The organism is Streptomyces scopuliridis (genome assembly GCF_042790125.1).
Classification (GTDB): Bacteria; Actinomycetota; Actinomycetes; order Streptomycetales; family Streptomycetaceae; genus Streptomyces; species Streptomyces scopuliridis_A.
Genome location: NZ_JBHTZS010000031.1, coordinates 19555 through 44797, shown reverse-complemented (window position 1 = coordinate 44797; position 25243 = coordinate 19555). Strand labels below are relative to the sequence as shown.

Below are 25243 nucleotides of genomic sequence, written 5' to 3'. Positions count from 1 at the left end.
TGGGTATGCCCGCCCTTCATGCTTTCTCGCCCCTAGGAGTCAGCGACTGCCCTGGATCCCGGCATACCTGGTCTTCTCGCACGCCGTGCGGCTGCTCGCCGCGAACCGGACGCAGAGCTTGGTGTTGGTGCCGGTCTCCATGTGCTTCCAGGTGTAGCTCAGGCTCTGGCCCACTCGCCTGGCCGTCGCAGTTCTGTAGCGCTCGCCGTTCCAGAACAACGTCACCGCATTGGTCTTGACCCGCTTCGGCGGGTTCGTCCAGATCCCGGTGACAGAGTTCCAGCCGTTGGTCCCCTCCAGCCGGATACAGACCTGCGGGCCGGAGAAATGGTGAGTGCAGGCGCTGCTGTCTGCGGCGGCGTTCCCTGCGGTCGTCATGACTAGCGGCACGGAAAGAGCCACGCCCAGGCAAATGATCTTACGCATGCCCTCCCCAACGACGCGCCGGCGGCGGGACAACACGGCGAAGGGGCGGACCACTCCAACGAGCGAAGTCTCCTCGACGGGGGTCAGCCCTGTTCGAGACTCCAGGCGCTGGGCACCAGAGCGGGCATGCGGTGGTCGATCTGATGCTCGCCCTTGGTGCAGCCCGCGAACGGGCCGGTGGAGCCGCGCAGTTCCCGCAGGGCGGGGTCAAGGTGGTCTCGGTGCCACGTCGACGGGCCGGTGTAGCCGCAGGAAGCCGGGTCCGTCAGCTCTTGCCACGCCAGCCACACGGCGTGCAGGCGGGCGATGGCCACGGTGTGCTCGAACCACAGGTGACACCAGCGGGCGTCGGCCGACGGCTCCGCGAGGTAGCCGGGCACGAGCACGCCCTCGACCCACTCGATCAGGGCCCTCAACTCGTCGTCGTACGCTGGGGGGTCGAGCAGCAGGATGAACGGCGGGTACTGCCACTCGTCCTCCTCCTCGGCTTCCTCGTCGGCCGCCGCCTCGTCGTCGGCGGAGGCCTCACCCTGACCGGCGTCGTCGCCACCGGTGAGGGTCTTGACCAGGGTCGTCAGCTGCGCGAGCTGGGCCTTGAGGTCTTCGATGTCCTCGAACATGCCGACCGGCACGTTCAACTCCGGGGCCTCGTCCGGCTCATCGCTCACTGCGCGCCGCCTTCCGCTCCTCGTACGCGGCGACGGCCCGCTTGGTGATGGCGTGCTCCTCGGCCTTCATCTGCGGGCCGATGTGGGCCATCAGCTTCTCCTCGTACCAGGGGCGAAGGCCGATCTGGGCGACGGGCATGCCGGTGGCCATCAGCAGCGCCGTCCCCTTCTTCATGGCGCGGATCTCGGCGGGGTCGAGCACCTGCTCGCGCTGCTCGGACCAGCTACGGCTGTGGCCGTCCTTGCTCTTGGAGTACGAGCCGCGCTCCACGAAGTGCGCGCCGGTCAGGCTGCTGATGTCCTGCGCGAACTTCGCGTCGTCGATCCCGACACCGATCACCTTCTTGGTGGCCGCCGACCACATCGAGTCCATGCCGACCTCGCCCCACGCCCGTACGCCCTGGCGGTAGCTCTGGAGGATCACGAACGGCGTGATCCCGCGAGATCCCAGGTGGCTGTAGAGGTCGGGCAAGTCCGCGATCTTGCAGATGTTGGCGGCCTCGTCCAGGACGGCGCGCATCGGCTCGGGCAGGCGCCCGCCCGCCCGCTCCCCCGCCTCGGTGCCGGCGGTGAAGACCGCGTCGGCGACTGCGGCGACGAGCGCGGAGGACGGGCCGCCCTTCTTGCTCAGCAGGTACAGCGTGTCCTTGCTTGTGGCGAAGGTCTCGGGGTCGAAGCGGGCGCGGTGCTTGTCCGGGGTGACCCACGCGAGCACCTTCTCGTCGCGCAGCGCGGACATGGCCGTACGGGCGTTCTGATAGATGCCCGACTGCGTCTCCTCGGCGATGTTGATCGAGGAGTCGACCTGTTCGGCGAGAACGGGTTCGTGCTGGTAGAGGACGCGGAGCGGGGCCTTTTCCTTCGGGTCGGAGAGCCACTTCATGACCTCGCGGACGGTGGCGCCTTCCCACCACGCGGCTCGGTAGAGGCCGGTGAGGAGGTCTCCGGCGGCCTGGGACCAGAAGGGATCGGCCTGCTCGCTGGTGATCTGGTTGACGAAGTGGCTGGCCAGGCGTTCGGCGCCCTCCAGCGTCTCGGCCTGGGCGACCAGGTCGATCCACACGTCCCGCTCGGCCTGGGCCACGCCCTGGGTGTCGAACAGGAAGGTCGTGCCGATCTGTGCGCGGCTCCCGCGCGTCGCGGCGTAGACGTCGGCCTTGTTGCTGGTCATCAGCAAGGGGCCCGGGGCCTCTTCGGCGACCGGGATGGCCAGGGCCGTGGACTTACCGGCGCGCGGCGCCATGATGGCGACGTAGGTGTCCTCGTCGGAGCCGCGCAGCTCAACGCCGGAGGGCATGTGGTCGCCGAGGAGCACGCCCCTGTCCCGGGCCGGGACGTCCTTGGGCTTGGTGTCCTTCAACGAGGCGCGCAGACGGGTCGCGGTCCGGGCGGCGTGCTGCGGCGTCAGCTCGCGCACCTGGTACAGCGTCGCCAGGTCGCTGGGGTTACGGAACCAGCGGAAGGACACCCGCAGGCCCCACACCACGAGGATGACTACGGCCACGTCGAGCAGTCCGGCGCCGACGGTGGAAGCAGTCTGGGAGTGCGGCCATACCGTCGACCATTCGGTGGCCATCTGGAAGGCGCCCACCAGGGACAGAGGGAAGGGGGCGACATCCTCACCGGTGACCCACGCGCCGGCCGCTGCCCCGGCCCATGTCGAAACGGACAGCGTGGCCACTCCTCCGAGGAGGATGCCTCCGGCCGCCCATGCCCGGTCGTTCTCCGTCATCATCAGCTGCCACCCCCCGCGGTGGTCGTCGTGGTCGTCCGGCGTTGGTTGGTGTCCGTGCGGTACAGCCGCAGCTCGGTCGCGGTCAGGTCCAGCGCGGCCGCGATGCCGGGCCTGGTCCCGATCTTGATGAGGTACTTTCCGCGGCCCGGGTGCCGGGCGCCTTCCTCTTCCAGGGGCCTGGTGCTGTCGCCGTCGTGGACCGGGGCGATGTCGAGCCCGGTGGACGTCGCCGACGACCATGAGCCGATCATCATGCGTTCCTGCTCCGTGAGGGACCGCTTGCCGGTCACCCGCCGCAGTTCCTCCTCCGAGGACGCGCCGATCACCCAGGTGTCGCACCGGTCCATCAGGCCCCGGGCCTTGGCCCGGTCGGTCTCGGTGGGCAGGGCCTCGACGTCGAGCAGGGAGTGCGTGACGTAGATCGTGACGTCGTTCGTGGTGCGGTTGAGGCGGGAGATCGCATCCATTGCGTCCACGAGGCCCGGTCCGGAGCGCAGGGCCCGCCACATCTCGTCCATCGGCAGCACGAGCGAACGGTCCATCAGCCCGATGCTGCGGGCGCTGTCGATCGCACTGTAGGTGTAGGCCCACGTCGCGATCATGCCCGCGCTGACGACGTCGTTGCCGCGCGCCCGCAGCGCGGAGATGTCGACGCTGACCGCGGGGGCGTTGATGTCCAGCGGCGTGGTGGTCGGGCCGTCAAAAAGCCCCCGCAGCGGGCCGCCGATCAGGTTGTCCAGTCCGGCGATGACCGAGCGGGTCAGGTCCTGGTACCGCTCGCCCTCGGCGGCCAGCTTCGTCCGCAACGCCTCGGGAGCCGCCCGCAGCACGTGGACGACGTCGGAGACGACGGGGTCGCTGCCCGACTCCTGGGCGGCGGAGGCGACCTGGACGGCGGTGTCCAGCGCGCTGCGCTCGATCTCGTCCGGGGCCCTGCCCAGCCCGTGCTTCGTGGACAGCAGCGCGACAAGTGTCTCCAGCCTGCGGCCGTTGAGGACATCGAGCAGGGCTTCACGGCGGTCGACGGGCAGCGAGTGGACGCGCCCCTTGAGCGGGCCGGAGTCCAGCGGATTCAGGCGGCCAATACCGTCGCCGATCCGCACCACGGACCCGCCGAGTTCGGCGATCAGCGTGCTGTACTCACCCTTGACGTCACCGGGGACGCAGACCATGTGCCCGTACGCCGAGTAGACCAGGCACACGCGCTTGACCAGCGCGGACTTGCCCGCGCCGGGCTGACTCATGACCCACACACCGGGGTTGGTCGTCAGCTTGCCGGTCCAGCCGGACGGGTCGATGCACACCAACTCGCCGGTGAGCACGTCCCGCCCGACGGGCACCCCGCGCGGCGGCAGGCCGCTGCCGAGGAGGAAGGGGTAGATGCTGCCGGCCTGACCGGTCGGGCCGGTGTAGACGGTGCCCGTGTCCTCGACCGGTACCCGGCCGCCGAACCGTCCGCCCCATCCCAGCCGGGGCGCGAAGCGGCTCTTCCGCTTCCGCTCGGCCTGCCGCTCCTCACGGCTCGGGGCCTGCTCGGCCACAGGGACCATGCGTTTGGGCGTGGTCACCGCCGGCGGTTTCGGATTGCGCGCCATCGTCAGTCCTTCACCAGCGGGTTGTAGCCGAGCGGCAGCCCGGCCGCGAACGTGGCGGCCTGGGCACCGTACGCAGGCCTCATGCGGATGCCCCGGGTCGCCTTCACCGCCCGCTCCAGTTCCTGGCGCGCGGCGGGCAGTTGGGCGGTACTGCGGGCGGTGGCGGTCACCATGAGCGTCCAGTCGACCACCTGGGAGCCTCCGGCCACCTGGGCGGCGGCCCGCTCCGCCCGCTGCGCGTCGGCTTTCTGGGACCACTTCGCACGGCCCTTGACCTCGGCGGTCGCCTGCGCCCGCTGGTGGGCGTTGCTGATCTCCCGCTCCAGCACCGCCTCGCCCTCGTACGGGTCGAGCACCCGGTAGGCGAGGGTGATGCGCCGCTGGTACTTCCCCGGGGCCAGCAGGGGAAGCAACACGCTGTAGGGGATGGGACGGCGCGGCATCTCGCGCAGTACCCAGCTGACGGACACTCCGCCGTCGTGCGCGTACTCCTCCCAGCCGTCGTCGGCGGCCTGCGGCCCGCACTCGCTCCAGCTGAGTTCCTCGAACTCCTTGTCGCGGGAGTTGAACACGGCCGGGTCGTACGCGGACCTTACGATGCGGCGCAGGTCGATGTCGGTGGCCCGCCGCTCGATGTCGGTGCCGGTGCCGGACAGGTCCAGCGAGTCGACCACTTTCAACGCCTCCGCGACCTGCTCGGCGAGATCCGCCGGCGGGTTCACCGTGGCGTGCGGATCCACCGTCACCGACATCCACGGCGCGACGCTGGCGGTGGCGTGCGGGGTCGTGCGCACCAGCTCGTCGATGATCTGCTTGGCCAGCCGTGGCGCGTTCGGGTCCTTGCGGGTCTTCACATCGTCGCCGAGCGCCTCCCCGGCCCCGGGGGTGATCTGTATGGTCACCGACGCGCCCTTGACCTGCTCGTCGGTGCTCATCGCGTCGAGCACGGACGACCAGGTGCGGATGCTGCTCTGCACGGCGCCGGTAGGGGCCATGAGGCTGCCCCCGGGGGCCAGCAGGGTGCTGATGGTCATGTATCCGGTCGCCCGGTCGTGGACAACCCCCACGGACCGGCCCGAGGTCGGGTCGTGCGCCTTGATCAGGGTGGAGGAAGCGCCGACACCCGGCAGGTCCAGCGCAAACGGGTGCGGGAGGAACAGGCGCCGGTAGGAGGTGGCGTCAAACCTCGCCGCCCGCTTCCAGGCCGCTTTGGCCCAGTAGTAGCTCAGCGCGGACATGCCGTGGCGCCGGGCGGCGGCCAGCGCGAACGCCGCGCCGGTCACAGGGAGGGTGACCACCAGGCTGATGGGCGCCTGGGTGGCGATCAGCCCGTCCGCCGTCAGGACCATGGCCGCGATCATCGTCGCGCCCTTGGACAGTCCGCCGAACCCGAAGGACTGGCGGGCGCGGAACCCGTCGACCATCAGGTTGTTGGGCACTTCGTGGGTGGTCACTGCTGGTTCTTCCCCCCGCCGATCTCTCCGCTTGCGCTCTGGATGGCGTCGTTGACGCCGTCCAGGACCTGAATGCCGACCGCGACCGCAGCGCCCACCGGACCTGCGGCGCTCGCGGCGGATCCCGCCGAGGCCGCCGCCCCCGTGGTGCCTGCGCTGCCCGCGGCACCGGCGGCCGCAGCCTCACCGCCGACGGCCTCGGCACCGGCGGCGCCTTCGGCTCCGGCCTGGCCGGGCACCTTGGCCCCGGCCTCGTTCCGGGCGGCCTGCGCCTGAGCGTCCCCGCCCGCGCCGCCGCCCTCGCCTCCGCCGCCCTGGCTGCCCATACTCTGCTCGACCAACTTGGCGTGCTCCACGGCGCTTGAGGGGCCGCCCCCGCCCCCACCATTACCGTTGCCGTCACCCTTACCCTGGCCGGCCATGTAGCCCGCAGCGGCGGACAGTGCACCGCTGGCGCCGCCCGCGGACATCCCGCTGCCGACTGCCGCCCCGAACGGAGCAAAGACCTTGGTCAGCGGACCGGGAGCGATAACCCCGAGGATCAGGGTCGCGGCCCCGCGCAGCCATTCCGCCAGCGTCTTTGAATGGCCGAACTCCGCAAAACCGGTGCAGACGATGATGGCCAGCGTCGGCTTGTACGCAATGATGACCAATCCGGATGTGATGAGCTGGGGCGCCCATTTACGGGTGGTCTCTCCCCCGGTCCGGCCGCCGCCGGCCACCGGCAGCAGCAGACAGATGATGGGAATGGCGCTCTGCCGCAGGAAGATCATGATCAGCTGAATGAACCCGATCAGCAGCAGTACGGAGATCACACAGAACATGGTGATGGGGTTCGCGATGGAGGCCGGGAGCATCACGTTGACGATCCGCTCGTACGCCTCGCCGTCGTCGGCGAACGTCGCGTTCACCAGCCCGGCGGCGAGCGCGTCCCCGAGGACCAGCAGCAGCGCGAACAGCGACACCCCGAGCGTCGACAGGACGATGTTCTCCACCCATCCGGCCATCGCCCGCCCGGCATGCTTGCTCTGACCGGTCAGCGCCATCTTGCCGAGCTGCCACATCATCCCGGCCGTGGCGATCACCAGCCCCAGCCAGGTCAACATGCCTGCAAGCGTGGCGTCCCCGCCCCATAGCCCGGTACCCGCCAGATCCACCGACGGACCGAGCAACGCAACGGTCAGAACCTTCTTGATGATCCACTTCGTGACGTCCTGGGCGGCCCTGATGATGTCGCCCAGGACGCTGTCCCAGACGTTCTTCCAGGCTTCCTTGACCGCCCGGTCCGCCGCGTCGCCCACCGCATCGCACATATCCGACCCCGTGAGGCCGCCGACGCCGGTCAGCTTGCCGCCGTTGCCCAGGATCGCCCCCAGGACGGGGCCCGTGCCGACCCGGCACGCCACCTCGACACCGCCGCCGATGATCCCGTCGGCCGCCGCGGGCTGCGGCGCTGAGACCGACAGGCCGAGGACCGCGACCAGGGCCAGCAGCAGCGACACCAGCCGCCGCTTCACGACGCCTCCCGGATAGCCGTCCATCCGGCCCGGTTGAACGCTTCGTCACCCGGGGCTGCCTGCTCGGGCTGCGTCTGCCCCTGAATGTCCTGCTGGGCGCGCTCGGTTGCGGCCCCGGTCAGCTTCCAGTCGCCGCCCTGCCACTGCGCGCCGGCCAGGGTCCGGGTGTAGGAGCCCGACTCCTTCTGCGTCTCTCCGGTCTTCTGCACCACGCGGGCCAGCAGCCACACGCTGACCTCGTCCCCCGACTTCTTGATGACCTTGTAGCCCACCACGCTGCTGCGCACGTAGGCGCCGGCCGGCAGCGGCTGCCCCGCGCTCACGCCCATCTGCTTGGCGAGGGCCTTGTCGGTCTGTATGGCGTTCAGCTCGATCTGCTCGGCGTTCTGCGCAGACTGGTCGGCCGTGCCGATGTACGAGCGGTAGATGCGCAGCTGCTCGTCGACGTTCGTCCTGTCGCCTTCGACGGTGGTGGTGTTGGCGGCCGCCATCATCGCCACGGCGCCCTCGGCGGTCTGCGGAAAACCGGTCTCACTGCCGTGGTCGTCGGTGCGCTTCCCCCGCGGAAGCGCCGCCCACTGATCCGGCTCGGTCCAGTCGTCCGGCGCCGCGTACGTCGGGGACGGGTCGGCAGGGGCGGACGCGTTCGCGCTCGCCCCGCCCTTGGCCGGTGTGTCCGTGCCGCCGTCGTCCCCGCTGAACGCCGCGTAGCCCGTCAGGGCGAGCACGGCCGCGAGCGCGATGCCCGCGATCCACGTGCCCTTGGTGTTCCACGTCCCCCTGGTGCGTCCCATATCAGCCGCCCTAGCCCGCGATGCCGTTGAGGATGGCGATCAGGGAGCTGGACAAGAGGATGGCCGCGATCCCGCCGCCCATCCACTTGAAGGGTTCACTCCCGCCGCCGTTGCGGCTCTTGTCGGCCACGGCGAGCTTGTAGACGCCGAAGGCCGTGCCGCCGACACCCGCCAGGACCAGCAGCCACAGGCCGTACCCGAAGATCTGGGCGACAGGGCCGTCCATCCCCGGGATCTTCGTGGGCTTGGCCCCCGGGATCAGTCCCGCGATCGTCTTGTCGTCGTCCGCCGCCAGATACACGAACGCGGCGAGCCGTTCCATAGCCATGGTCATTTCCCTTCGATCGTGCGCCGCAGCTTCTCGGCCGCGACCTGGACGTGCTTGTGCTTCAGTGCCTCGTCGGGTCCTTTAACGGCCCGCAGGACCGGCAGGTACGGCACCCTCGCCACGCCTGCCAAGCGCCCCTCCAGAGCGCGCACCAGGAACCGCGCGTCCTGCACCGGACGGGCCGGGGCGTCGGCCACCCACACCAGCCAGGGCCTCGGCAGCGGGCCCCAGCGCAGCAGGATCTCCTCCACGCATGTCGCGCCGTACACGGTCGTGTCGGCCACCAGCACCGGGGCAGCCCCGTACGGGATGCCCTCACCGGGGGCCAGGACGCGGGCCCGGGCGCCGTCGGCGCCGCCGTCGAGCATGTGGGCAACGGTCGCCACTGCAATGCCGTAGCCGTGAACGGGCAGCAGCGCGTACCGAAGGACAACCGGCGCACCACTAACCGGGCTTGATGTCACCGAATGGGCGATCATGCCGCAACTCCCCCCTGCATGCGTGCGTTTAAGTCACGATGTGTACTCGTGGGACCACTGAGGCTAGCGTGCACCACTGTCAAACCTGCGTTGCGTTTTCGCGGTAGCCGGAGGTCAGGTCACAGGTGTCGCAGGACGACGATGCGCGAGCCCCTGGACAGCGCCCCCAAATCGGGGACCTCTTTGAGGAATTGGCGCGGCCGAAAGCAGCCGCCCCTCCTCTGTTCACTACGTCAACACCAACCCCATCAGCCACACCCCTGAGTTGCATAAGGCTCCCGCACGGGCGCCTCCATTCCGCTGCGAACTCACCCATCTGAGAACCGACGTGACCCTACGTGAGCCGTGCGACCGTTCACGCTCCGGCCCCACCTCTATGGAGGCGCGCATGCCGATCGACTCGTGATCTAGTACGGCGGAAGTTGAACCGGCACAACAGTGAAGAGAGAAGCAAGCACGGGGGGATAGCGCGTGAAGGTAATCGTGGGGGCCGCCGCTGCGGTCATAGGCCTCATCCTGGTGACGGTCTTCAGCCTGATGGCGGTGCTGATTGCCGACGGCGACGCCGAAGCCACCGAGACGTCCGACGGCGGCGGGGGGCTGCGAGGCGTCCCGGCCGAGTTCCGGGCCTGGATTCTCAGGGCCGACGAAGCATGCACGGAGCCCGCCATGGTTCCCGCCCTGCTGGCCGCCCAGCTCTACCAGGAGTCTAAGTTCCAGACCAGCCGCGAAGAGGCCACCAGCAGCGCCGGCGCGCAGGGACCGGCACAGTTCATGCCCGGCACCTGGGCGACCTGGGGCCGCGACGATGACGGCAACGGAGAGACCTCCCCCTGGGACATCGGCGACGCCGTCATGGCGCAGGGCCGCATGATGTGCTCCCTGCTCAGACAGGCCAAGAACTCCGGATACCCCGGCGACGTCCGGGCACTCGCCCTGGCCGGATACAACGCCGGATGGGGACGCGTCGAAGAGTTCGGCGGGGTGCCCCCGCGGTCCTTCGCCAACGGCGAAACCTACAACTACGTACAGATCATCCTGTCCACCATGTCCCGGTTCCAGGGCCCCGGCCTGCTCCAGGTCTCCGGATCCGGAACCGGCGCGGACGCGCTGCGCAAAGCAGCCACCCGCATGGGCACGCCCTACGCCTGGGGAGGCGGCGGACCCTCAGGCCCCTCGACCGGGTTCTGTGACGGCACCAACGGCTACCTCGGCGGCAAGTGCTCCGCGTCCAGCACCGTCGGTTTCGACTGCTCCAGCCTCGTGCAGTACGCGTACTGGTCGGGGACGAAACTGCCGCGCACGGCCGCCGCACAGTACGGCGCCACCAGCGACCGGGCCGTCTCCAGGAACGACCTCAAGCCCGGCGACCTGCTGTTCTGGGCAAACGGCGGCGGCAGCATCTACCACGTCGCCATCTACGCGGGCGACGGCAACGTACTGCACGCTCCCCGAACCGGCCGCAGCGTCGAAGTCGCCCCCCTCACCTCCGCCATGCCGGAGCGGGACTACTACGGAGCCACCCGCCCCTGATTCTTGAGTCCGGGCTTGAAACACCGTGTGCCGCAGACCCGACAGGGCTGCGGCACACGCGCGTGCGAGAAGGGGCACGACTACTTTGACTTGCTCCTTGCCGGAGCGGGAGCGGACTGACGGTGCGCGGCCACCCCGGCCTCCGCGGGCGCCGTGGCCTTCGCCGCCTTAGTAGGGTCCAGGCTCGTCGACGTCGCCCTCGCCGCCGCCGTGTTCACCCTCACCCGTGACTCCGCCGACGCATCCCCGGCCGGATGGTGCAGCGCCTCACCGACTGCCCGGGCCAGCCGCGTCCCCAGCGTGCCGGACCCTTCCTGCCAAGACGTGTCCTTCCCCAATCGGGCCAGATGCTCGCGCACCGGCTTGCCCTCGGTTTCCATCTGCGCCATCCGGCACGCCACCAGGGGCCACTGACGGGACGCCACCAATAGGTCCGCCTCCCGTTCGTGCCCGGGCATCGCCTCGCGCACCCAGCGGGTGTACCGCTGGTTCTCCTGCGGCGAGATGGCCAGCTGGTTGAACGCCCGCTCACGGTCGGACAGGTCGAGATCTCGGGGCAGGTCCAGTCCGGTCGTCAGCGGCCCGTACGACAGCTGGGCATCCCGGCTCATCGCCGGTTCGGCAGCCGCACCGAGTCCCTTCGCCGCCACCTGGTCGACGGCCAGGGCCTCGTTGTGCGCGGTCGCCAGGACCTCGCGCACGTTGACGCCCTTCTCCTCCAGCCGGGCCATCGTCGCGGCCATCTCCGGCCAGGCCGGTGAGGTCAGGATCGCCTCGCGCACGGGCCCCGCCGGCAGCGACTCGCGCACCACCCGGACCCACTGATCGGTGGCCGTCTCCGAGGCCTTCGCCGCCACCTGGTCGCGCACGTTCACCGCGATCTCGCCGATGCGCGGCAGGACCTGGTCCAGGTCGACGCCCGCCGTGCGCAGGGCGAGCAGCTGCTGCGCGAGCTGCGGCCAGTCCGCCTCCCCCATCAGCGCCGTGGAGACGTCGGAGGGAAGCAGTCGCTGAACGTCCTTGCCGACCCCGTTCACCGCCTCCTCGGCGGTCGGCAGGTCATCTTCCTTCCCCTTCTGCTTGCGCTGCTGGTGGCGCCGCGCAGCGTCCGCGATGGCCAGGACCAAGCGGGCCGCCATGACGGCGGTCTGCACCGCCTCGGCGGCGGACTCCGTGAACGCCTCCCCCGCGCGCTCCTCTGGTGTCGGTGTTGTCATCTCGCGCTCTCCCCTCGTCAGCGGCCCCGCTTCGGGCCCTTGCGCTGCTGCTCCTCGCCGGGCGGCCGTCGCGTCGGCGAGGGCGCCCCCTGCTTGCGGGCCGGGGTGGTTCGCCCGGTGCCGCCGGCGGACGCGGCAGTCGTGCCGCTACCGGAGGCGGCGGCCGCCGAACTGCGCTGCCGCTGCCATCCGTCCAGGCGCCATACAAGCACCTCGGCGGCCGAGTCCGCTGAGTTCAATTCCCTGCGGGCGGCGACCGTTGCCAGGACGTCGCCCGGATCGTCGCCCGCCTTCTCGACCTCTGCGAGCCGGGCTCTCAGGGCGGGCCATGCCGGATCGGCCAGGATCTCGCGGGCGTGCTCGGGGACGGCTTCCTGAACGGTGCCGACCATCGGCCGGGTGCCCGGCGCCGTGGCCGCACGACGCCCGGTCCCTGCCCGGGCCGCGGCGCGCTTGCTGCGAGGCTTGTACTCACGTGCCGCGTTGACGCCGACGGTCACCTCGACTGCCTCGTGCAGCAGCCGTCCGGCCCGTCCGGCGGCCTCCGCCTGGACGCGGTGCTCCTGCGCCTGGTGCCAACGCCGGGAGGCTTCAACGGCGGTCACCAGGGCAAGGAGGAAGCCGAGTGCGGCGACCGTGTCGTTGCGGCCGACCGACGACATGGAACGGGCGAGGACCTGCGCCGACTCCCGGTACAGCCCGCGTGCCTGGCCTTCCATTTGGCGGGCGGCCGGGGCCCGCGATGCCCGCTCGTACTCGTACGCGGCCTTCCGCATCTGGCTGCGCACCAGGTACGGGGAGACGACGGCGGCCGTCACGATCAGGTCCCCGAGCGCGGCCACGTCTCCGGCGCCCTGGTGCAGTCCCCCGGCACCGAGCTGGCCGGCGGCGGCGCGGACCTTCTCCGCCGCCGTACGCCACGCATCCGCCGGCGCGGCCGCGTGGTTCACCGGCGGTCCGCTCCAGCGTTCGCGGACGCGCGGCAGGGACAGATCCGGGGCGAGCCTCGTGCCCGGGAACCACACCGGTTTCTGTACGCCGTCGCGGTCGCCAGGCAGCGCCACGGAGTAGCCGGTCACGTTGCCGTCCGGTGCCACGCGCCGCTTCACGCGCAGCCCGGCCGCGGTGAGCCGTTCGAAGAAGTCGGCGTCGCTGACGGCGGCGGCCGCCGCCTCGCGCACAGCACGCTGGAGCGTCTCGCGGGCAGGTTCGGACAGTCCCCTGCGCTCCGCCTTCTCGGCCTCCCCGGTCTTGGACCACTTGCGCGCGGTGCCGTCGGCATGGGTCAGGCGACGTAGGCCGAACTCGACCTCGAACCCGCGCGCGGCCTCCTGCATCCGGAGCTTGCTCCAGCTCGTGTCCGGTTGGCGATCGTCCTCGCGGGCCCGGGTCGCCACGATGTGAATGTGGTCGTCGGCATGGCGCACGGCCACCCATCGGCAACCCTGATCGTCGGTGTGCGGGGCGATGCCCGAGGCGTGCATCATCTCGCGCGCCACCCGGGCCCATTCCTCGTCGGTGAGCCTCCGGTCCTTCTCGTGGTTCCGCACCGCCACGTGGTAGACGTGCAGCGGTGGCCTCTTGCCCGTCAGGGCACGTACGGGCGCGTCCAGCAGCATCGCGAGATCAGGGATGGAGAAGTCATCCGACTTCACCGGATCGGGCACGAAGGGGTCCCACGCGGCCACCATGTGCGGGTCCACATGCTCGTCGCGCTTGCCCGGCCCGTACAGGTAGAACAGCAGACCGGCGGTGTCGTCGCCCGGCCTCGCCTCCTTCGGGATCACGAGCGCGGCCGCCGCTCTCTCATCAGTTGCAGCGTGGCCTCGTCGACGTGCCGGACGGTCTCGTTGACCAGTGCCAGCACGGCCCTGATCTGAGCGTTGGTCACCTCGCCCTCGGCGTTCAGCACGTAGGCCACCTGGTTGAGGTTGTTGCCGACCCGGCGCAACTGACTGCGCGACCGGATGAGTTCCTGGAGGACCACCTTGGCGTCCGCCGAGACGGGCACCACCTGCTCCGTTGCGACGGCCAGGGATGCCTGGCCGACCCACGATGCGAGTGCCTGGTTCTCTCGGTCGGCGGCCTCCTGCACGATCGCCAGTTCGGCGTCGTTGAAGGAGACCTTGAAACGGTGCGACCGGGCGCCGCCCGGCTCACGCCCGCGGCGCCGCACCGAAGGGCGCGGCGCCTTCTCATCCGCCGGCGACTCGTCCACGCTGGCGCCCCCTCTCCTACCCCTCCCGGTCCATCCCTGGACCAAGATCGATGACGGCCAACCTAGTGCAGACCGGCCAGCGATAGCCGGTTACTGGGCCCAGTAACCTACAACTCGCTGCCGGTGGTTACTGCCTCCCCGTAAAGCGCGGCGAGTTCATGACGTGCGGTCAATACCGCTACCGCATGCGGCATTCCACCCGGATATCGGGCGGCTACCGGAAGGACGGGCGCTACGATCACCGCATGCCAAGCGCTGATGAGATCTTGCGGAAGATGAAGGCCGTCCAGAAGAGCCGCGAGGAGGCCATCGTCCCCCTGATGGACATTCTGGTCGAGCGAAGTTCCCTCCTGGACCAGCTGGCCGCGCTGGACGAGCCGTACAGCAAGGCGTACGTGGTCGCCGAAGGAGGAGGTTGGTCCACAGAGGAGTTGCAGAAGCTGGGAGCCGATGAGCCGGTGAAGCGGCCACGGGTCCGCTCGAAGCGGTCGCGCTCGTCCGCAAAGAAGACCGGCGGCCACTCGTCCGGGGCGGCACCGGAGGGCGGCTCGCCGGCGGGCATCCCGGCGCAGGACGGCGCGGCTGCGGCCGACAGCGCGGCGCTGAGTTCCGCCTCCGACTGACCGATCCAGACGCAGAGAAGGGGCCCCGCGGGGCCCCTTCGTCGTGTGTGCCCGTCAGGCGACGGGCGACCGGCCGGTGTTCTGCGCCGGGATGCGGTGGGCGAACAGCGTCTGCAAGAGCATCTGTCCTCCTTCCTCGACCTCCGCCGGGCGGTACAGCTCCTCGACGTACGCCCGCGCCTTGGCCTCCCACCGGCGGTCGCCAAGGATGCGTCCGAACAGCGCGGCCGCCACCATCGGGCAGACGATGTCCGCACGGCCCTGGGTGAGGTTGCGGACCCCACGGCCGCGGCCGACGTGGTGGGCCGGGTAGTCGCCGGGGAGTCCGACCAGGCGGCTGATGTCCTCCAGCGTGATCCGCTCACCGGTCTCCGCGCACGTCCACCCGTAGGCGGTCGCTGTCACACACGTCGACGGGAGGTCAGCGCTGCGGGAGCTGCCGCCCTTGGCGCGGCCGGTGACCGGGTCCACGGGGCGGTTCCCGCGCGTCAGGTAGTTGCGACCGGCGGGCCACCCGACGACCTCGGCGAACGTCGTGACGGGGAACGGCTCGGTGGGCGTCAGGTCGACGAACGGAGGCTCGCCGCGGTAGGCGGCCATCAGGCGGCGCTTGCGGTGCGAGGCGGAGCCGTAGTCGACCGCGTCCAGCGTGAACGCCTCGGTGGTGTGCCACCCGGCCTCGCTCAGCCGGTCCATCAGCGCGGCCTCGATCCGGGCGGGCAGGGCGCTCGACTGCTCGACGGCGACCCACTCCACGCTGCCGCCCCGGGCGAGCATCGCCAGGGGCCAGATCACGACCTCCGCCATCAGTCCGGCGCGGGCGTCCTCCAGCTGCTCCAGCGGCTCGCGGACCTCCTCCCACGTCATCCGGGAGCGCGGCGCGTAGCCGTCCTCGCAGCCTGGTGCGACGTCGCCGCCGTCGGGGGTGACGACCGGGTGGAACCCGGCGGCCGCGGCGGCCTCCAGCACGGTGTGCTCGATCAGCTCGATCGCGCCTGCGTAGTGGCCCTTGCGCAGACCCGACGGGTTGTAGGCCTGGCACGGCGGGGTGAGCGCGATCCCGGTGACGTGCTGGAGGCACGGGTGCTCGGGGTCCAGGTCGGTGACGTCGGCGAGGATGACGCGGTGTCCGGCGGCCGTCGACGTCGCCACGGCGCCGCGGTCCAGGTCGACGCCGACGATGTCGACGTTGGCGCGCAGGATGCGCAGGATGCCGTGCGTGAGGCCGCCCGGGCCGGTGAACAGGACCACGATGCGGGGGCGCAGGACGCGGCCCCGGTCGTCCTTCGCCGGCGGGAACAGCCACTCCACCGGCCACGGTCCCGCGTACCACTGCAACAGCTCGTAGGTCTCGCGGTCCAGGGCCACCAGCCGGTCGGCGGGCGCCGCCGCGGTGCCCTCGGACTCCAGCCGGTCCAGCGTCATCGCGGCGCGCTCGCCGCGGGCCTCGCGGGCAAGCTCGTCGACCCGCTCGTCGTCGCCCTCGATCGCGGCGTACGCGCACTCCGTGACACGCTCCACGGCCGTCCATGCCCAGTTCTGGGCCCGCTCGTCCGGGTTCATGTCTGCGTACTCGGTGAGCAGCGTGGCCGCTGTCTGACACTCGATGAGCGCCGGGTGTCCGGCCGCTGCGGCGAGGGCGGCCGCGTCCTCCGTTTCCTGCCGGGCCGCATCGGCGGGGGCGACTGCGGGGCGGAGCAGGTTCAGGAGTCCTCCGGCATGGGCGCCGCCCGAGAGTTGCGCAATGTGATCTGTCGTCAGAGTGGTCACTTCGTCCGGTTCCTTTCGACGCGCTGAGGGGGGCGCCGGGGCGGCGGTTGCCGCCCCGGCGGGTGCCGCTATGGCTGCGGCTGGCGCGGGGAGGGGATCGACGTGATGGGGCCGGACGGGTGGCGTGGTGCGGAGATTTCCTGGCTCTCGCAGTCACAGACGAGAGCGGCGGTCAGCCTCTTCTGCACAGCGGCGGCTGCCCGCCAGCAGACCGTGACGGGCCAGACGGCGAGCGCAAGGCACCACGCGGCAACGGCAAGGAGGACGGCTGTCCCGCTCGGCGGCCGCGAGTCGCTGTCGTGGATCTGGCGCAGAACGTCGATGGGCATGACGTCGTAGGAGGCGATGACCACGCAGCCCATGACGAGGTAGATGAAGAACAAGGAAATCTCCAGGTGTTGAGGTTTTCTGGTGCGGCCCGGGGGCCGGTGCCGGAAGGGGATTCCCGCCCCCTTTCGACACTGCTAATTCAATCATGTTCCGGGGGTCGGATCAAGACGATTCGTGCAGGTCACATACCGTGTCGCTCCGGCGTCGTTACGCCGCACGACGGCCCCGGTCGGGGGGCTCCCTCGTCGGTCGGGCAGGCGTCAGCCGCCGCGGGCCGTGTCGGGGTGCCGGGCTCGCCGAAGGCGACCGCCGCAGGCGGCTTGGCCTGGCGGCCCGGCGCGGGCTGTGGCCCCCTCGGGGTGCCCGTCCGGCGAGGGAGTCCCCCGACCGCCCCCACCCCCCGCACCACCCACTCACCGACAGGTCGGCGTCCGTCCCCCCGCCCCCTTGGAGAGAGGGCCGGGGGGTGTGGGGGGCAGCGCCCCCCGCGTCACCACAAGGCGGCCTGCACCGCGTCCGCCTCGGGTGCCCGGGCGGTCGCCGCTGCCTGTGCGGGAGCGGGCTCGGGCGCCGCCGGCGAACCGGCCGGGGCGGGCTTCTTCTTCGCCGCCGGACGGGCCGGTGCGGGGCCGTCCTTGGGGCACTCGCACCGGCACCACCACACGCACGGCTCGCCGCCCGGCCGGGGGATGAATTCGGCGACGGTGTGCCCCCGGTGGTTGGTCACCCAGTCCCGGTTACGGTCGACGTCCGGGCCGCCCTTCTGCCGGTGGACACAGATGTCGTGGCGCCCGTTGAGGCAGTTCCAGCAGGTGCCCAGCTCGCACGTGCTCCAGCGGCGGAATCCGAACGGGTACCGGGCCTCCATCTCCTGCCAGTGCGCGGGCCAGGCGTGCTCGCGCACCCAGGCTCCGGCGTCTTCCGGCATCGGCGACGCGTTGGGGACCGGGTCGGTGATGCCCATGATCAGGGCTCCCTGGAGGTTGAGCAGCGGCATGTCCCGCACCCGCTCGCGCTCCTCGGGAGTGAGGATGCGCTGCGGACGCCGGATGACTGCACGGACGACGTCCGCGGACCGCTGCTCGCGGACGGAGCGCGGGGCGAACAGGCGCCGCAGCAGGGGCTGGTCGGCGCGCGCCGCCGGCGGCGTCGGCACCGGCGCCGCTGCGGGAACAGCGGCCGCGGGGGCGGGTGTGGTCTCCGTCGGGACCGGGTCGTCCGCGCGCCGCTCCTCGCCCTTGAAGTAGCGCCCCTCGGACATCAGTGGGTAGCCGCCGCCGCGCTTCGGGATCGGGGGGAGCTTGGTGTCCTTCGCGACGGGCTCGATGACGCCCTGGCGCTCCGCGCGCCACAGCAGACGGCGCACCCGCTGACCCGTCGGCGACATCACGAGGCAGCGGCGGCCGTTGCCGTCCAGGCGTACGTCAAGCAGTCCGGCCGCCCACAGCCCGGTCACGCGCGCCCGGGCGATCCGCTTGTTGACGTCCCATCGGTCCGGGACGCAGTCCAGGGCCCAGAACCCGTCGTCGTACTCCGCCACTTCGGCGTGCTCGGTCCAGCTCAGCACGGTGCGCTGCGCGTCCGAGAGCGGCCAGCGGTCCAGCTCGGCGATCTCCTCCGTGGTGAGCAGGTCGTCGGCCAGGCGGTGCGCCTCCTCGTAGTGATCGTGGGCCGCCCGGGCCGCGTCGCTCTTGTCGTTCCACTCGCCGGGCAGCTCGGTGTACATGCCGCCGGTGCACCGCCCGCACCGGATGGCCCACCAGTCGCTGTACCGGGTCGACGGCAACGGCAGGAAGTACATCCCCGTCGGCAGCGACGGCCCGGCCTTGACCGGCGCCGCGGCGGGCTCGGTAGCCGCCGCCGGCGCGTCCTCGCCCCGGGGTTCGGCGGCCGGGCGGGGCGTCTCGGCACCGGGGCGCAGCCCGCTGCCGGGGCAGTCGTCGGCCGCCGCGCGGGTGGCCTTGCGGGAAGCGAGGACACCGGCCACGGTGACCTCGTGCAGCCCGCAGCAGGGGCACCGGCCGGTGCCCTCCTCCACGGCGGGCGCGGGGGTCTCGACGCCGGGGCAGTAGCCGCCCTCGTCCTCCCACTGCTCGGCGGCCTCGCGCGCGGCACGGGCCTCCTGCTCGACGAGCGTCACCGGGCGCCGGTAGCGGCCCACCCCGTGCTCCAGGGCGGGCAGACGGCGGGCCGCGGCCTTCTTGTCGTCCATGCGCTTGTACCGCTTCGCGACGCGGGCGTAGCGGGCCTCGTACGCTGCCTTGTCGCTCTCATACAGGCCCGCCGGATGCAGCCGCGCAAGCTCCAGGGTGACCTGCCCCATCGGCGTGGCCACCAGGACACGGACACCGTCGGCCGCGTCGGCGACGGCGAGGAATCCGGCGGCGCGCAGGTCCTGCGTCCGCTCCCGGCTGACCTTGCGGCCGCCGCTCCACACGCCGTGCTCGGCGGCCTGCCGCACCTGCCCGTCACGCTGGTACAGGCGGCCGGTCTCCGCGGCCTCCAGGACCCGCACGTGCCCGGCGGTCCACCCGAGCAGGGGCACGGCGCTCTCGGCGAGGTAGGCGTTCATCCGGGCCAGGTGCCGGTTGTCGGCGTCCATGCCGGTGGCGGCCCGCTCCTCGGCCTCCTGCTCGGCCTCGGCGCGGCGCCGCGCGCTCTCCCGCTCGGCGTGCTCCTCGGGCGTGAGCTTGCGCTCCAGCTCGGTGCGCAGCGCGGCGGCCGTCGCCTCGACCCCGGCGGCCTCCTGGGCGCGGACGGCGTAGTCGACGGCGCCGCTGGCGCAGTAGCGCAGCGCGCTGTCCGGCATGCTCGGGTCAGCCGCCCACTGCTCCGCCCGGGCGGCGTGGCCCTCGGCCTCGACGGCCTCCTGGTGCACCGCGTGCATGACCTCCTCCCGGTGGGCCTCGGTGCGGGAGGTGCTGCGGCACGCGGCGCTGAGCGCCATGTCGTCGGCTGCGGCGGCGAGTTCGGCGGCCTGGCGGGCCACCCGGAGGCAGGTCTCGGGGGTGGGCTCCCCGAAGTCGGTCTCGGTCATCGGGCCGTCCTTGTCGTTGAAGTTCTCGGTGGTGCCGGTCCGGGATTCCCACCCTTCCGACACCGCTAATTCAATCAAGTCACAGGGTGTGGGTCAAGGCGAAAGCGCAGCTCAGGTCTGCTTCTCTGACCTTTTCCCAGTGCGTTCCGACGGCTCACGTCCGCCCGGTCGGGGAGGGTGCCGACCGTGCGCGTCGCGGCCGCCGGTCAGCCCTGTCTGCGGGCCTCGGTGACGGCGCGCTTCCAGGTGCTCAGGCCTCCGCCGTGCTGCTCGGCGAGGGCGGCCGCGGTCTCCCCCGCCTTCCGGCCGGGCGCGGCGGCCAGGGCCTCGACCGCCAGGGCGACCTTGGGGTCCGGGCCCTTCGCCGGCGTGCGGCCGGCCGTTCCGGCCCGGGGCCCGGCGTCGGCGTACGCCCACAGCTGCCGCCGGGTGCGGTACTCGCGCACGCGGCCGCTCTCCAATTCCTCCTCCCGCGCGGGGGCGGGCCACCCGGGCGGCGGATTGTCGCGGTAGTGGCTGATCGCGCTGACGCTGATCCCGAGGACCTTGGCCTGGTCCGCCGGGGGAAGCTCCTCGTCGGCGTTGCCGCTGTAGTCGACGCCGTTGCGCTGCCGCCGGTGCTCGGCGTGCCAGCGCTCCCAGACCTCCAGGTCCCAGTACAGGGCGCGGTCGATCCGGCGGGCGGGCGGGTGGCCGTTGCTCTCGCGGTCCGCCCACAGGTTGCGCAGGGTGGCGTCCCCCTTGTACCCGGCGCGGGCGGACAGCTCGGCCCGAGTGGCGTACGGCCGTCCGTCGATGGTCTTCATGAGTGCTGCTCCTCTGTGTGTGCGGGACGCGTCTACCATGTTGTCGTGCTCGGTTGGTGGCCTGTTGAGGGCCTTCGGTGGCCGGGCCGTTGCGGCCGACGGGATTCCCACGCTTTTGCGCCCCGTCGGCCGCCTTGCGTTTCCGGCCGGCGGGGCGCCGGCCCGATGGTCGCGAAGTGGCGCCGCCACGACCGGTGGCCAGCCGGGCCCGGGTGATCCGGGTCCGGCTGGCCGTGCGAGCGGCGGGGCGGAGCTACTGGCCGTAGGCGGCGATCAGTTCGCGGACCTTGGCGTCACCGACGCACCCGGCGGGCGCCCCGAACTCCGAGGACGCCGGGTGCCGGTGGGTACTGGGCTGCTCACCGTTACGGCCGCGCTGGTGGGACCAGTAGCGCGGGCCCTGCCAGCCGCACAGTTCGCACTCCTGCCACCACGGGTTGTCGCTGCCCGGAAAGCCGCTGTACGGCTTCCAGCGGTGCAGCGCCACCGCGGCCATGACCTTCTCCGCGGCCTCGACGTTGCGGGGGCTCTGCGGCATCCGCGGGTGCAGCAACGGCACTTCGCCGTCCAGCACCGGCACGGCGGCCGTCACGTCGGCCAGGGACATGGCCGTGATGCGACCGGCCGCGTACTCGGCGGCCACCTGCCCGGCCGCCGACAGTGCGGCCGCCCGGGGAACGCCGCGGCGGCCCTTCTCAGGACGGCCAAGGTTGTACTCCCCCTCGCTAGTGAGGGTGAGCCAGTCGCGGTGCCAGCGGAAGACGGCACCGATCACGGTATCCGTGCCGATCAGGACGGGGTAGCGCTGCTCCCAGTCCGGTTCGCCGAGTCGGTACGCCAGGGTCGTGGTGGTCATGTCGTGCCCTTCGTTGAGGTTGAGCGGTGTCTGGCGGCCGTGGGTCAGCGGCAGGTCGGACGGCCGTAGACCATGCACCCGTGCCGCAGGTGGGTCATGGACTCCAGGTGCTCCTCGCACATGCGTGGCGTCCACAGGCACAGCGGGGAGATCGGGAAGTAGGTGCACTCCTCGGGGCGCTCCTGGGCGGCGAAGGCGTCCTCGTAGTCGCCGTACAGCTCCCCGTCGCTGCTGCCGTCGGCGATCCGGATCGCGAGCCACCCGCGGGTGCCGCGCCCCAGATGGCGGTCGATCTCGTCGCCCATGCGGACGGCGGCGTTGAACGCCGCGAACTCGCGGCGGGCGGCGTGGGCGTGGCTGCTGGTGGTGGTGGTCATGAACGTCTTCCAGTCGTTGAGGTTCTTCGGTGGTGGGCACCGGCGGGGAGCGGGATTCCCGCCCCGCTCCCCGCCGGTCGTGTCACTCCGGCCGGGCGTCGTGTTCGATCCCGTGCGCCTGGTAGCGGCCGATGTACCGGCCGCCGAAGGTGACGCAGCAGTACCACTTCGTCGGCGCGTACTCGAAGGTGAGCCAGCCCTGGACCACACCGTCCTGCGGAAGCTGCCAGGGCCCTTCTCCGGCCCGCTTCACCTTGTCGCCCTTGGTGAAGCCTTCGCGGCTGTCCATGCGTTCGACCATTGCGAGGCACCTTTCGTTGAGGTCTTCGGTGGTGCCGGTCCGGGATTCCCGCCCCGTTCCGACACTGCTAATTCAATCAAGTCTCGGGCTCAAGGTCAAATCGAAACAGCAGCTCAGACGGCCTTTTTCGGCGTCTCGCCCGGCGTCCGCACGCCGCACGACGGGCCGGTCGGGGGATTCCCTCCGCGGCGGGGCAGGCCCCGCCGACCACGGGCCGCGTCGGGGGGCAAGCCCGGGATCAGCCGCGAAGCGGCCCGGGCTTGCGGCCCGGCGCGGGCCGTGGTCCCCTCCGGGTGCCCCGTCGCGGAGGGGGTCCCCCGACCACCACCCACCCGCCACCACCCACCGGCCGCAAGATCAAAAACGGCGCCCCCACCCCTCTGTGGAGGGTCGGGGGGTGCGGGGGGCGGAGCCCCCTGCGTCACCACCGACGGCAGACACCCGGCCGGAACGCCGCACCCCCACCCTGTTGTGCCGAAACAACGGGGCGGGGGTGCGGCAGGATGTGTTGTTGGGTCGACACAACGAGGACGTCAGCCGTCGTGGTCCTCGCGCCATTCCCTCATCGCCTTGGACAGCGTGGCGGGTGCGACGCCGACCCGGTCGGCGAACTTCGCCTGGGAGGGCGTCGGCTGCTCGCTCTCCTTGGCCCGGAGGAAGTCCTCCGCGAGGCGCCGGCGCCCGGCGCGGTCCTCGGTGTACGGGCCGCCGGGCTGTTCGCGGGTCTCCCCCGCCGCGACACCGACGGCGCCTTCGCGGTACCCGTTCGCACCGTTCACGGTCGGCCCGGGTCCGTACGCTGAGGTGTTCACGCCGAGGGCCCCGGCGTTCGCGCCCACCAGTTCGCGGTCGGCCCCGGCCGCGAACCCGTCCGGGTGGTACGGAGCGGGAACGGCACTCCTGACGACCGCCCGCGAGGTTGCGGCTGCGGGTACCGTCGCGCGTTCGCGGTGCGAATCGCGCAGGTCAGAGCCGATCACCGGGGCCGGATCGGCGGCCGCGACCGGCAAGCGTTCGCTCATCGGCTCCCAGGACGTTCGCGCTGTCTCCATGTCGACGAGGGGACCGTTCGCGGCCGCCGGGTTCATCGACATGTCGTTCGCGGGTCCCGCCTCCTCGGCGTACGCACCGCCGTTCGCACCGTTCGCACCGTTCGCGGGACGGCCGCCGGGGGCGAGGGCTTCACGGTCGGCCTTCGCACCGTTCGCGGTGAGCGCGTGGGCGGCGTTCGCGGTCGGCAGGTCGACGTTCGCGATCAGGTGCGCGGGGATCGACAGGCCCCGGCTCGCGTCGCGCATGGCCCTCAGCTCGAACGGCCGGGCCTCCTTCTTCCACTTCCTGCCGTACCTCTCGCGCAGCTCGTCGCGCAGGGTCAGCCGGTCCCGCTCCAGGTCCAGCGCGGCGGAGCGGGTGTAGACCTCCCACAACCGCATGCGCCGCCACACCCCGAAGGTGGAGAAGGGGGCGAGGAACCAGCGGGCCAGCCCGAGCGGCTCGTACTCGTGGCCGTCGGCGATCCGGGCCCGGCGGGCGATGGCCCGGCGCAGGGCCTCGGTGATGACGACGACCAGCCCGGGCATCGTGGCGTGCGCGGCGGCTTCGACGTAGTCCATCCACCCGACATTGCCGTTCGCCGGCCAGCCGCTGGATGCGTTGAAGACCACCGTGGCGACTGTCAGCACCCACGCGAACCACCGCAGGATCGGGGCCGGGGTGCGGATCGCGCACAGGAACAGGTCGGCTGCGATCAGGCCGATGATCCCGACGTCGATGCCGACGGGGAAGACGTAGGAGAACCAGCCCCAGCCCCAGTCGAGTGCGAGGTCGCGCACCGAACGGTAGGAGCCGGTGAAGCCGATGACCGCGAGGGCGGTGGCGTTGACGGCGACGACGGCGGCGGAGGCGAGTAGACCCCCGCGGATCGGGACCAGGACGTCGCCGTCGACTGCGGCGCGGCTGGCGGGTATCGGTGATCGTCGTTCTGCGCCGGGCACCGCGTGCGTGGTCACGGCGGGCACTCTCCTCGTTCTCGTGGGCAGGGGCGATCAGCACGGTACGCCGATGTGGGTGACTGGTGATGCCGCTGGTGCCGCAGAGTACGAACAAACCCCCGCCGGCGGACCGGCGGGGGCGTCTCGTGCAGGAGGTGACGGGCAGTCACCCGGCCCAGACGATGTCCAGCACGTATAGGTACTCGCGGGGGCGGTTGACGAAGTAGACGACGGTGAGCGGGCCGACGCCGGCGCGGCGCAGGTCCGGCCCTTCGGAGTCGGTGGGGTCCCACTGCGGCCAGCCCCACGGCTGGCGGGAGGCGATGTCGAGCACGTCGCGCACCATCTCCTGTACCTCCGGCTGGAGCTGGGCCAGTACGGCGGAGGCGTTCGGGGACAGCCGGGCGGGCCAGGCCGTCACCCGCGGGCCCCGAGGGCGTCTTCCAGCGGGATGCCGTCGGAGGTGTCCATGCCGCCCGCGAGGAAGGCGGCGACCGCTGGGGCGGTGTCCAGGCGGCCGGTCCACTCCCGGATCGCCTCGTGCAGCGGGGTCAGGTCGTAGGTCTGGCGGGCCGTCTCCAGGGCGTGGTTCCAGTCCCGCTCGAAGGCGGGCAGCCAGTGCGCAGCGCGCGCGTGCCGGCTGATGCGCTCGCGCAGCTGCGCGGCGGCCGCGGGAGACGGCGGCGGTGCGGGCTGGTGGACGGGCTGAGCAGTCATCGCACGGGTCCTTCCGGTGTCTGGGTTCGAGTGTGGCGGGCCGCGGCGAGGGAGTCGAGAACGGCGGCGCAGGCCTCGGCGAACAGAGTGGTGAACGGCTCCCCTTCGCCTTCGACCTGCTGGCACTCCCACCGGGCCGACGCCACGAGGTCCGCCAGTTCACCGGCGGCCGCCGGCTCCAACCGCAGCGCGCCGCCGGAGCCGGTGCCGCAGCGGGGCGAGACCTTCCTGAGCCAGGTGGGCAGCCCCCCGGGGTGGCACACGGCGAGGGCGGCGTGCAGAACGCCGGGCGCCGCCACGGTGACGGTCGCCGGGCGGGTGGTGGTGGCCTCGCTCATGTGCTTTCCTCCCTGGCGGGCGCCGGGGCCGATGCCCCCCGCCCCCCCCCCCCCCCCCGGGGGGGGGGGCCCAAAACCCCCGCCAGGCGGCGGAGAGCGGGCAGAAGTAGGAGGTGTTTATGCCGGCGGGCGG

Annotated in this window: 25 protein-coding genes; 2 read left to right on the top strand and 23 right to left on the bottom strand. The window is 71.7% G+C overall.

Features of this window, described 5'->3' with window-relative positions:
• Positions 1–39: 39 nt before the first annotated feature.
• From ACFRKB_RS32145 to ACFRKB_RS32105, 9 genes are all read right to left on the bottom strand, one after another.
• Positions 40–426 (bottom strand): hypothetical protein, encoded by a 387-nt coding sequence (locus ACFRKB_RS32145; RefSeq protein ID WP_383110142.1) that lies wholly within the window; start codon positions 424–426, stop codon positions 40–42.
• Positions 427–509: 83 nt separating this feature from the next.
• On the bottom strand, positions 510–1094 hold the full coding sequence (locus ACFRKB_RS32140; RefSeq protein WP_383110141.1) for a DUF4913 domain-containing protein: 585 nt from the start codon (positions 1092–1094) through the stop codon (positions 510–512).
• A complete protein-coding gene (locus tag ACFRKB_RS32135) occupies positions 1084–2829 on the bottom strand; it encodes a type IV secretory system conjugative DNA transfer family protein (RefSeq protein ID WP_383110140.1) in 1746 nt (581 codons plus the stop codon). The genes ACFRKB_RS32140 and ACFRKB_RS32135 overlap by 11 nt, the downstream gene beginning before the upstream one ends.
• Complete coding sequence (locus ACFRKB_RS32130) at positions 2829–4424, bottom strand: ATP-binding protein (protein ID WP_383110139.1); 1596 nt, start codon at positions 4422–4424, stop codon at positions 2829–2831. The genes ACFRKB_RS32135 and ACFRKB_RS32130 overlap by 1 nt, the downstream gene beginning before the upstream one ends.
• 2 nt (positions 4425–4426) lie before the next feature.
• Positions 4427–5878 carry an SCO6880 family protein gene (locus tag ACFRKB_RS32125; protein ID WP_383110138.1) on the bottom strand — a complete coding sequence of 484 codons (1452 nt, stop codon included), beginning with the start codon at positions 5876–5878 and terminating at the stop codon, positions 4427–4429.
• Positions 5875–7419, bottom strand: coding sequence for a hypothetical protein (locus ACFRKB_RS32120; protein ID WP_383110137.1), 1545 nt, complete (start codon positions 7417–7419; stop codon positions 5875–5877). The genes ACFRKB_RS32125 and ACFRKB_RS32120 overlap by 4 nt, the downstream gene beginning before the upstream one ends.
• Positions 7392–8189 carry a hypothetical protein gene (locus ACFRKB_RS32115; protein ID WP_383110136.1) on the bottom strand — a complete coding sequence of 266 codons (798 nt, stop codon included), beginning with the start codon at positions 8187–8189 and terminating at the stop codon, positions 7392–7394. The genes ACFRKB_RS32120 and ACFRKB_RS32115 overlap by 28 nt, the downstream gene beginning before the upstream one ends.
• 10 nt (positions 8190–8199) lie before the next feature.
• On the bottom strand, positions 8200–8517 hold the full coding sequence (locus ACFRKB_RS32110) for a hypothetical protein (RefSeq protein ID WP_383110135.1): 318 nt from the start codon (positions 8515–8517) through the stop codon (positions 8200–8202).
• A 2-nt stretch (positions 8518–8519) separates the two neighbouring features.
• Positions 8520–8903, bottom strand: coding sequence for a hypothetical protein (locus tag ACFRKB_RS32105; RefSeq protein ID WP_383110134.1), 384 nt, complete (start codon positions 8901–8903; stop codon positions 8520–8522).
• A gap of 564 nt (positions 8904–9467) precedes the next feature.
• On the opposite strand from ACFRKB_RS32105, the gene ACFRKB_RS32100 reads away from it, so the two are divergent.
• The gene (locus tag ACFRKB_RS32100) at positions 9468–10529 is read left to right on the top strand and encodes a C40 family peptidase (RefSeq protein WP_383110133.1); all 1062 of its coding nucleotides are present in this window, start codon (positions 9468–9470) and stop codon (positions 10527–10529) included.
• An 80-nt stretch (positions 10530–10609) separates the two neighbouring features.
• Here the strand turns inward: ACFRKB_RS32100 and ACFRKB_RS32095 are convergent, their stop codons facing one another.
• Genes ACFRKB_RS32095 through mobC form a run of 3 tightly spaced genes read right to left on the bottom strand, consistent with a single transcriptional unit; the run spans position 10610 to position 13964 of the window.
• Positions 10610–11746 carry a hypothetical protein gene (locus tag ACFRKB_RS32095; protein ID WP_383110132.1) on the bottom strand — a complete coding sequence of 379 codons (1137 nt, stop codon included), beginning with the start codon at positions 11744–11746 and terminating at the stop codon, positions 10610–10612.
• A gap of 17 nt (positions 11747–11763) precedes the next feature.
• Positions 11764–13533 carry a relaxase/mobilization nuclease domain-containing protein gene (locus tag ACFRKB_RS32090; RefSeq protein WP_383110131.1) on the bottom strand — a complete coding sequence of 590 codons (1770 nt, stop codon included), beginning with the start codon at positions 13531–13533 and terminating at the stop codon, positions 11764–11766.
• Positions 13530–13964, bottom strand: coding sequence for a plasmid mobilization relaxosome protein MobC (gene mobC, locus ACFRKB_RS32085; RefSeq protein ID WP_383110130.1), 435 nt, complete (start codon positions 13962–13964; stop codon positions 13530–13532). Before mobC ends, ACFRKB_RS32090 begins: the two co-directional genes overlap by 4 nt.
• 245 nt (positions 13965–14209) lie before the next feature.
• On the opposite strand from mobC, the gene ACFRKB_RS32080 reads away from it, so the two are divergent.
• Positions 14210–14587, top strand: coding sequence for a hypothetical protein (locus tag ACFRKB_RS32080; RefSeq protein WP_383110129.1), 378 nt, complete (start codon positions 14210–14212; stop codon positions 14585–14587).
• Positions 14588–14641: 54 nt separating this feature from the next.
• Here ACFRKB_RS32080 and ACFRKB_RS32075 read toward each other — a convergent pair whose 3' ends face one another.
• The 11 genes from ACFRKB_RS32075 to ACFRKB_RS32025 all read right to left on the bottom strand — a co-directional run bounded on the left by ACFRKB_RS32075 (position 14642) and on the right by ACFRKB_RS32025 (position 25110).
• Positions 14642–16357: a DNA cytosine methyltransferase gene (locus ACFRKB_RS32075; protein WP_383110128.1), complete on the bottom strand. Its 1716-nt coding sequence runs from the start codon at positions 16355–16357 to the stop codon at positions 14642–14644.
• A 68-nt stretch (positions 16358–16425) separates the two neighbouring features.
• The gene (locus ACFRKB_RS32070) at positions 16426–16740 is read right to left on the bottom strand and encodes a hypothetical protein (protein ID WP_383110127.1); all 315 of its coding nucleotides are present in this window, start codon (positions 16738–16740) and stop codon (positions 16426–16428) included.
• 437 nt (positions 16741–17177) lie between these two features.
• A complete protein-coding gene (locus ACFRKB_RS32065; RefSeq protein WP_383110126.1) occupies positions 17178–19724 on the bottom strand; it encodes a DUF6248 family natural product biosynthesis protein in 2547 nt (848 codons plus the stop codon).
• A gap of 206 nt (positions 19725–19930) precedes the next feature.
• Positions 19931–20530, bottom strand: a complete 600-nt coding sequence (locus ACFRKB_RS32060) for a hypothetical protein (RefSeq protein ID WP_383110125.1) — start codon at positions 20528–20530, stop codon at positions 19931–19933.
• 253 nt (positions 20531–20783) lie between these two features.
• A complete protein-coding gene (locus ACFRKB_RS32055) occupies positions 20784–21386 on the bottom strand; it encodes a hypothetical protein (RefSeq protein ID WP_383110124.1) in 603 nt (200 codons plus the stop codon).
• A 44-nt stretch (positions 21387–21430) separates the two neighbouring features.
• The gene (locus ACFRKB_RS32050) at positions 21431–21763 is read right to left on the bottom strand and encodes a hypothetical protein (protein ID WP_383110123.1); all 333 of its coding nucleotides are present in this window, start codon (positions 21761–21763) and stop codon (positions 21431–21433) included.
• A gap of 82 nt (positions 21764–21845) precedes the next feature.
• On the bottom strand, positions 21846–22064 hold the full coding sequence (locus tag ACFRKB_RS32045; protein ID WP_383110122.1) for a hypothetical protein: 219 nt from the start codon (positions 22062–22064) through the stop codon (positions 21846–21848).
• 533 nt (positions 22065–22597) lie between these two features.
• On the bottom strand, positions 22598–24073 hold the full coding sequence (locus tag ACFRKB_RS32040; protein WP_383110121.1) for a DUF2637 domain-containing protein: 1476 nt from the start codon (positions 24071–24073) through the stop codon (positions 22598–22600).
• A gap of 148 nt (positions 24074–24221) precedes the next feature.
• Positions 24222–24476: a hypothetical protein gene (locus ACFRKB_RS32035; RefSeq protein ID WP_383110120.1), complete on the bottom strand. Its 255-nt coding sequence runs from the start codon at positions 24474–24476 to the stop codon at positions 24222–24224.
• Entirely contained in the window at positions 24473–24772 is a 300-nt protein-coding gene (locus ACFRKB_RS32030) for a DUF6247 family protein (protein ID WP_383110119.1), read from the bottom strand. The genes ACFRKB_RS32035 and ACFRKB_RS32030 overlap by 4 nt, the downstream gene beginning before the upstream one ends.
• Complete coding sequence (locus ACFRKB_RS32025; protein ID WP_383110118.1) at positions 24769–25110, bottom strand: hypothetical protein; 342 nt, start codon at positions 25108–25110, stop codon at positions 24769–24771. Before ACFRKB_RS32025 ends, ACFRKB_RS32030 begins: the two co-directional genes overlap by 4 nt.
• Positions 25111–25243 lie beyond the last annotated feature (133 nt).

Excerpts from the sequence above, each read along its gene's own strand:
- ACFRKB_RS32110 (WP_383110135.1), bottom strand. The coding sequence starts at position 8,517 with ATGGCTATGGAACGGCTCGCCGCGTTCGTGTATCTGGCGGCGGACGAC.
- ACFRKB_RS32095 (WP_383110132.1), bottom strand. The coding sequence starts at position 11,746 with ATGACAACACCGACACCAGAGGAGCGCGCGGGGGAGGCGTTCACGGAG.
- ACFRKB_RS32115 (WP_383110136.1), bottom strand. The coding sequence starts at position 8,189 with ATGGGACGCACCAGGGGGACGTGGAACACCAAGGGCACGTGGATCGCG.
- ACFRKB_RS32050 (WP_383110123.1), bottom strand. The coding sequence starts at position 21,763 with ATGACCACCACCACCAGCAGCCACGCCCACGCCGCCCGCCGCGAGTTC.
- ACFRKB_RS32130 (WP_383110139.1), bottom strand. The coding sequence starts at position 4,424 with ATGGCGCGCAATCCGAAACCGCCGGCGGTGACCACGCCCAAACGCATG.
- ACFRKB_RS32045 (WP_383110122.1), bottom strand. The coding sequence starts at position 22,064 with ATGGTCGAACGCATGGACAGCCGCGAAGGCTTCACCAAGGGCGACAAG.
- ACFRKB_RS32060 (WP_383110125.1), bottom strand. The coding sequence starts at position 20,530 with ATGAAGACCATCGACGGACGGCCGTACGCCACTCGGGCCGAGCTGTCC.
- ACFRKB_RS32055 (WP_383110124.1), bottom strand. The coding sequence starts at position 21,386 with ATGACCACCACGACCCTGGCGTACCGACTCGGCGAACCGGACTGGGAG.
- ACFRKB_RS32030 (WP_383110119.1), bottom strand. The coding sequence starts at position 24,772 with ATGACTGCTCAGCCCGTCCACCAGCCCGCACCGCCGCCGTCTCCCGCG.
- ACFRKB_RS32145 (WP_383110142.1), bottom strand. The coding sequence starts at position 426 with ATGCGTAAGATCATTTGCCTGGGCGTGGCTCTTTCCGTGCCGCTAGTC.
- ACFRKB_RS32080 (WP_383110129.1), top strand. The coding sequence starts at position 14,210 with ATGCCAAGCGCTGATGAGATCTTGCGGAAGATGAAGGCCGTCCAGAAG.
- ACFRKB_RS32065 (WP_383110126.1), bottom strand. The coding sequence starts at position 19,724 with ATGACCGAGACCGACTTCGGGGAGCCCACCCCCGAGACCTGCCTCCGG.
- ACFRKB_RS32135 (WP_383110140.1), bottom strand. The coding sequence starts at position 2,829 with ATGATGACGGAGAACGACCGGGCATGGGCGGCCGGAGGCATCCTCCTC.
- ACFRKB_RS32120 (WP_383110137.1), bottom strand. The coding sequence starts at position 7,419 with ATGGACGGCTATCCGGGAGGCGTCGTGAAGCGGCGGCTGGTGTCGCTG.
- ACFRKB_RS32025 (WP_383110118.1), bottom strand. The coding sequence starts at position 25,110 with ATGAGCGAGGCCACCACCACCCGCCCGGCGACCGTCACCGTGGCGGCG.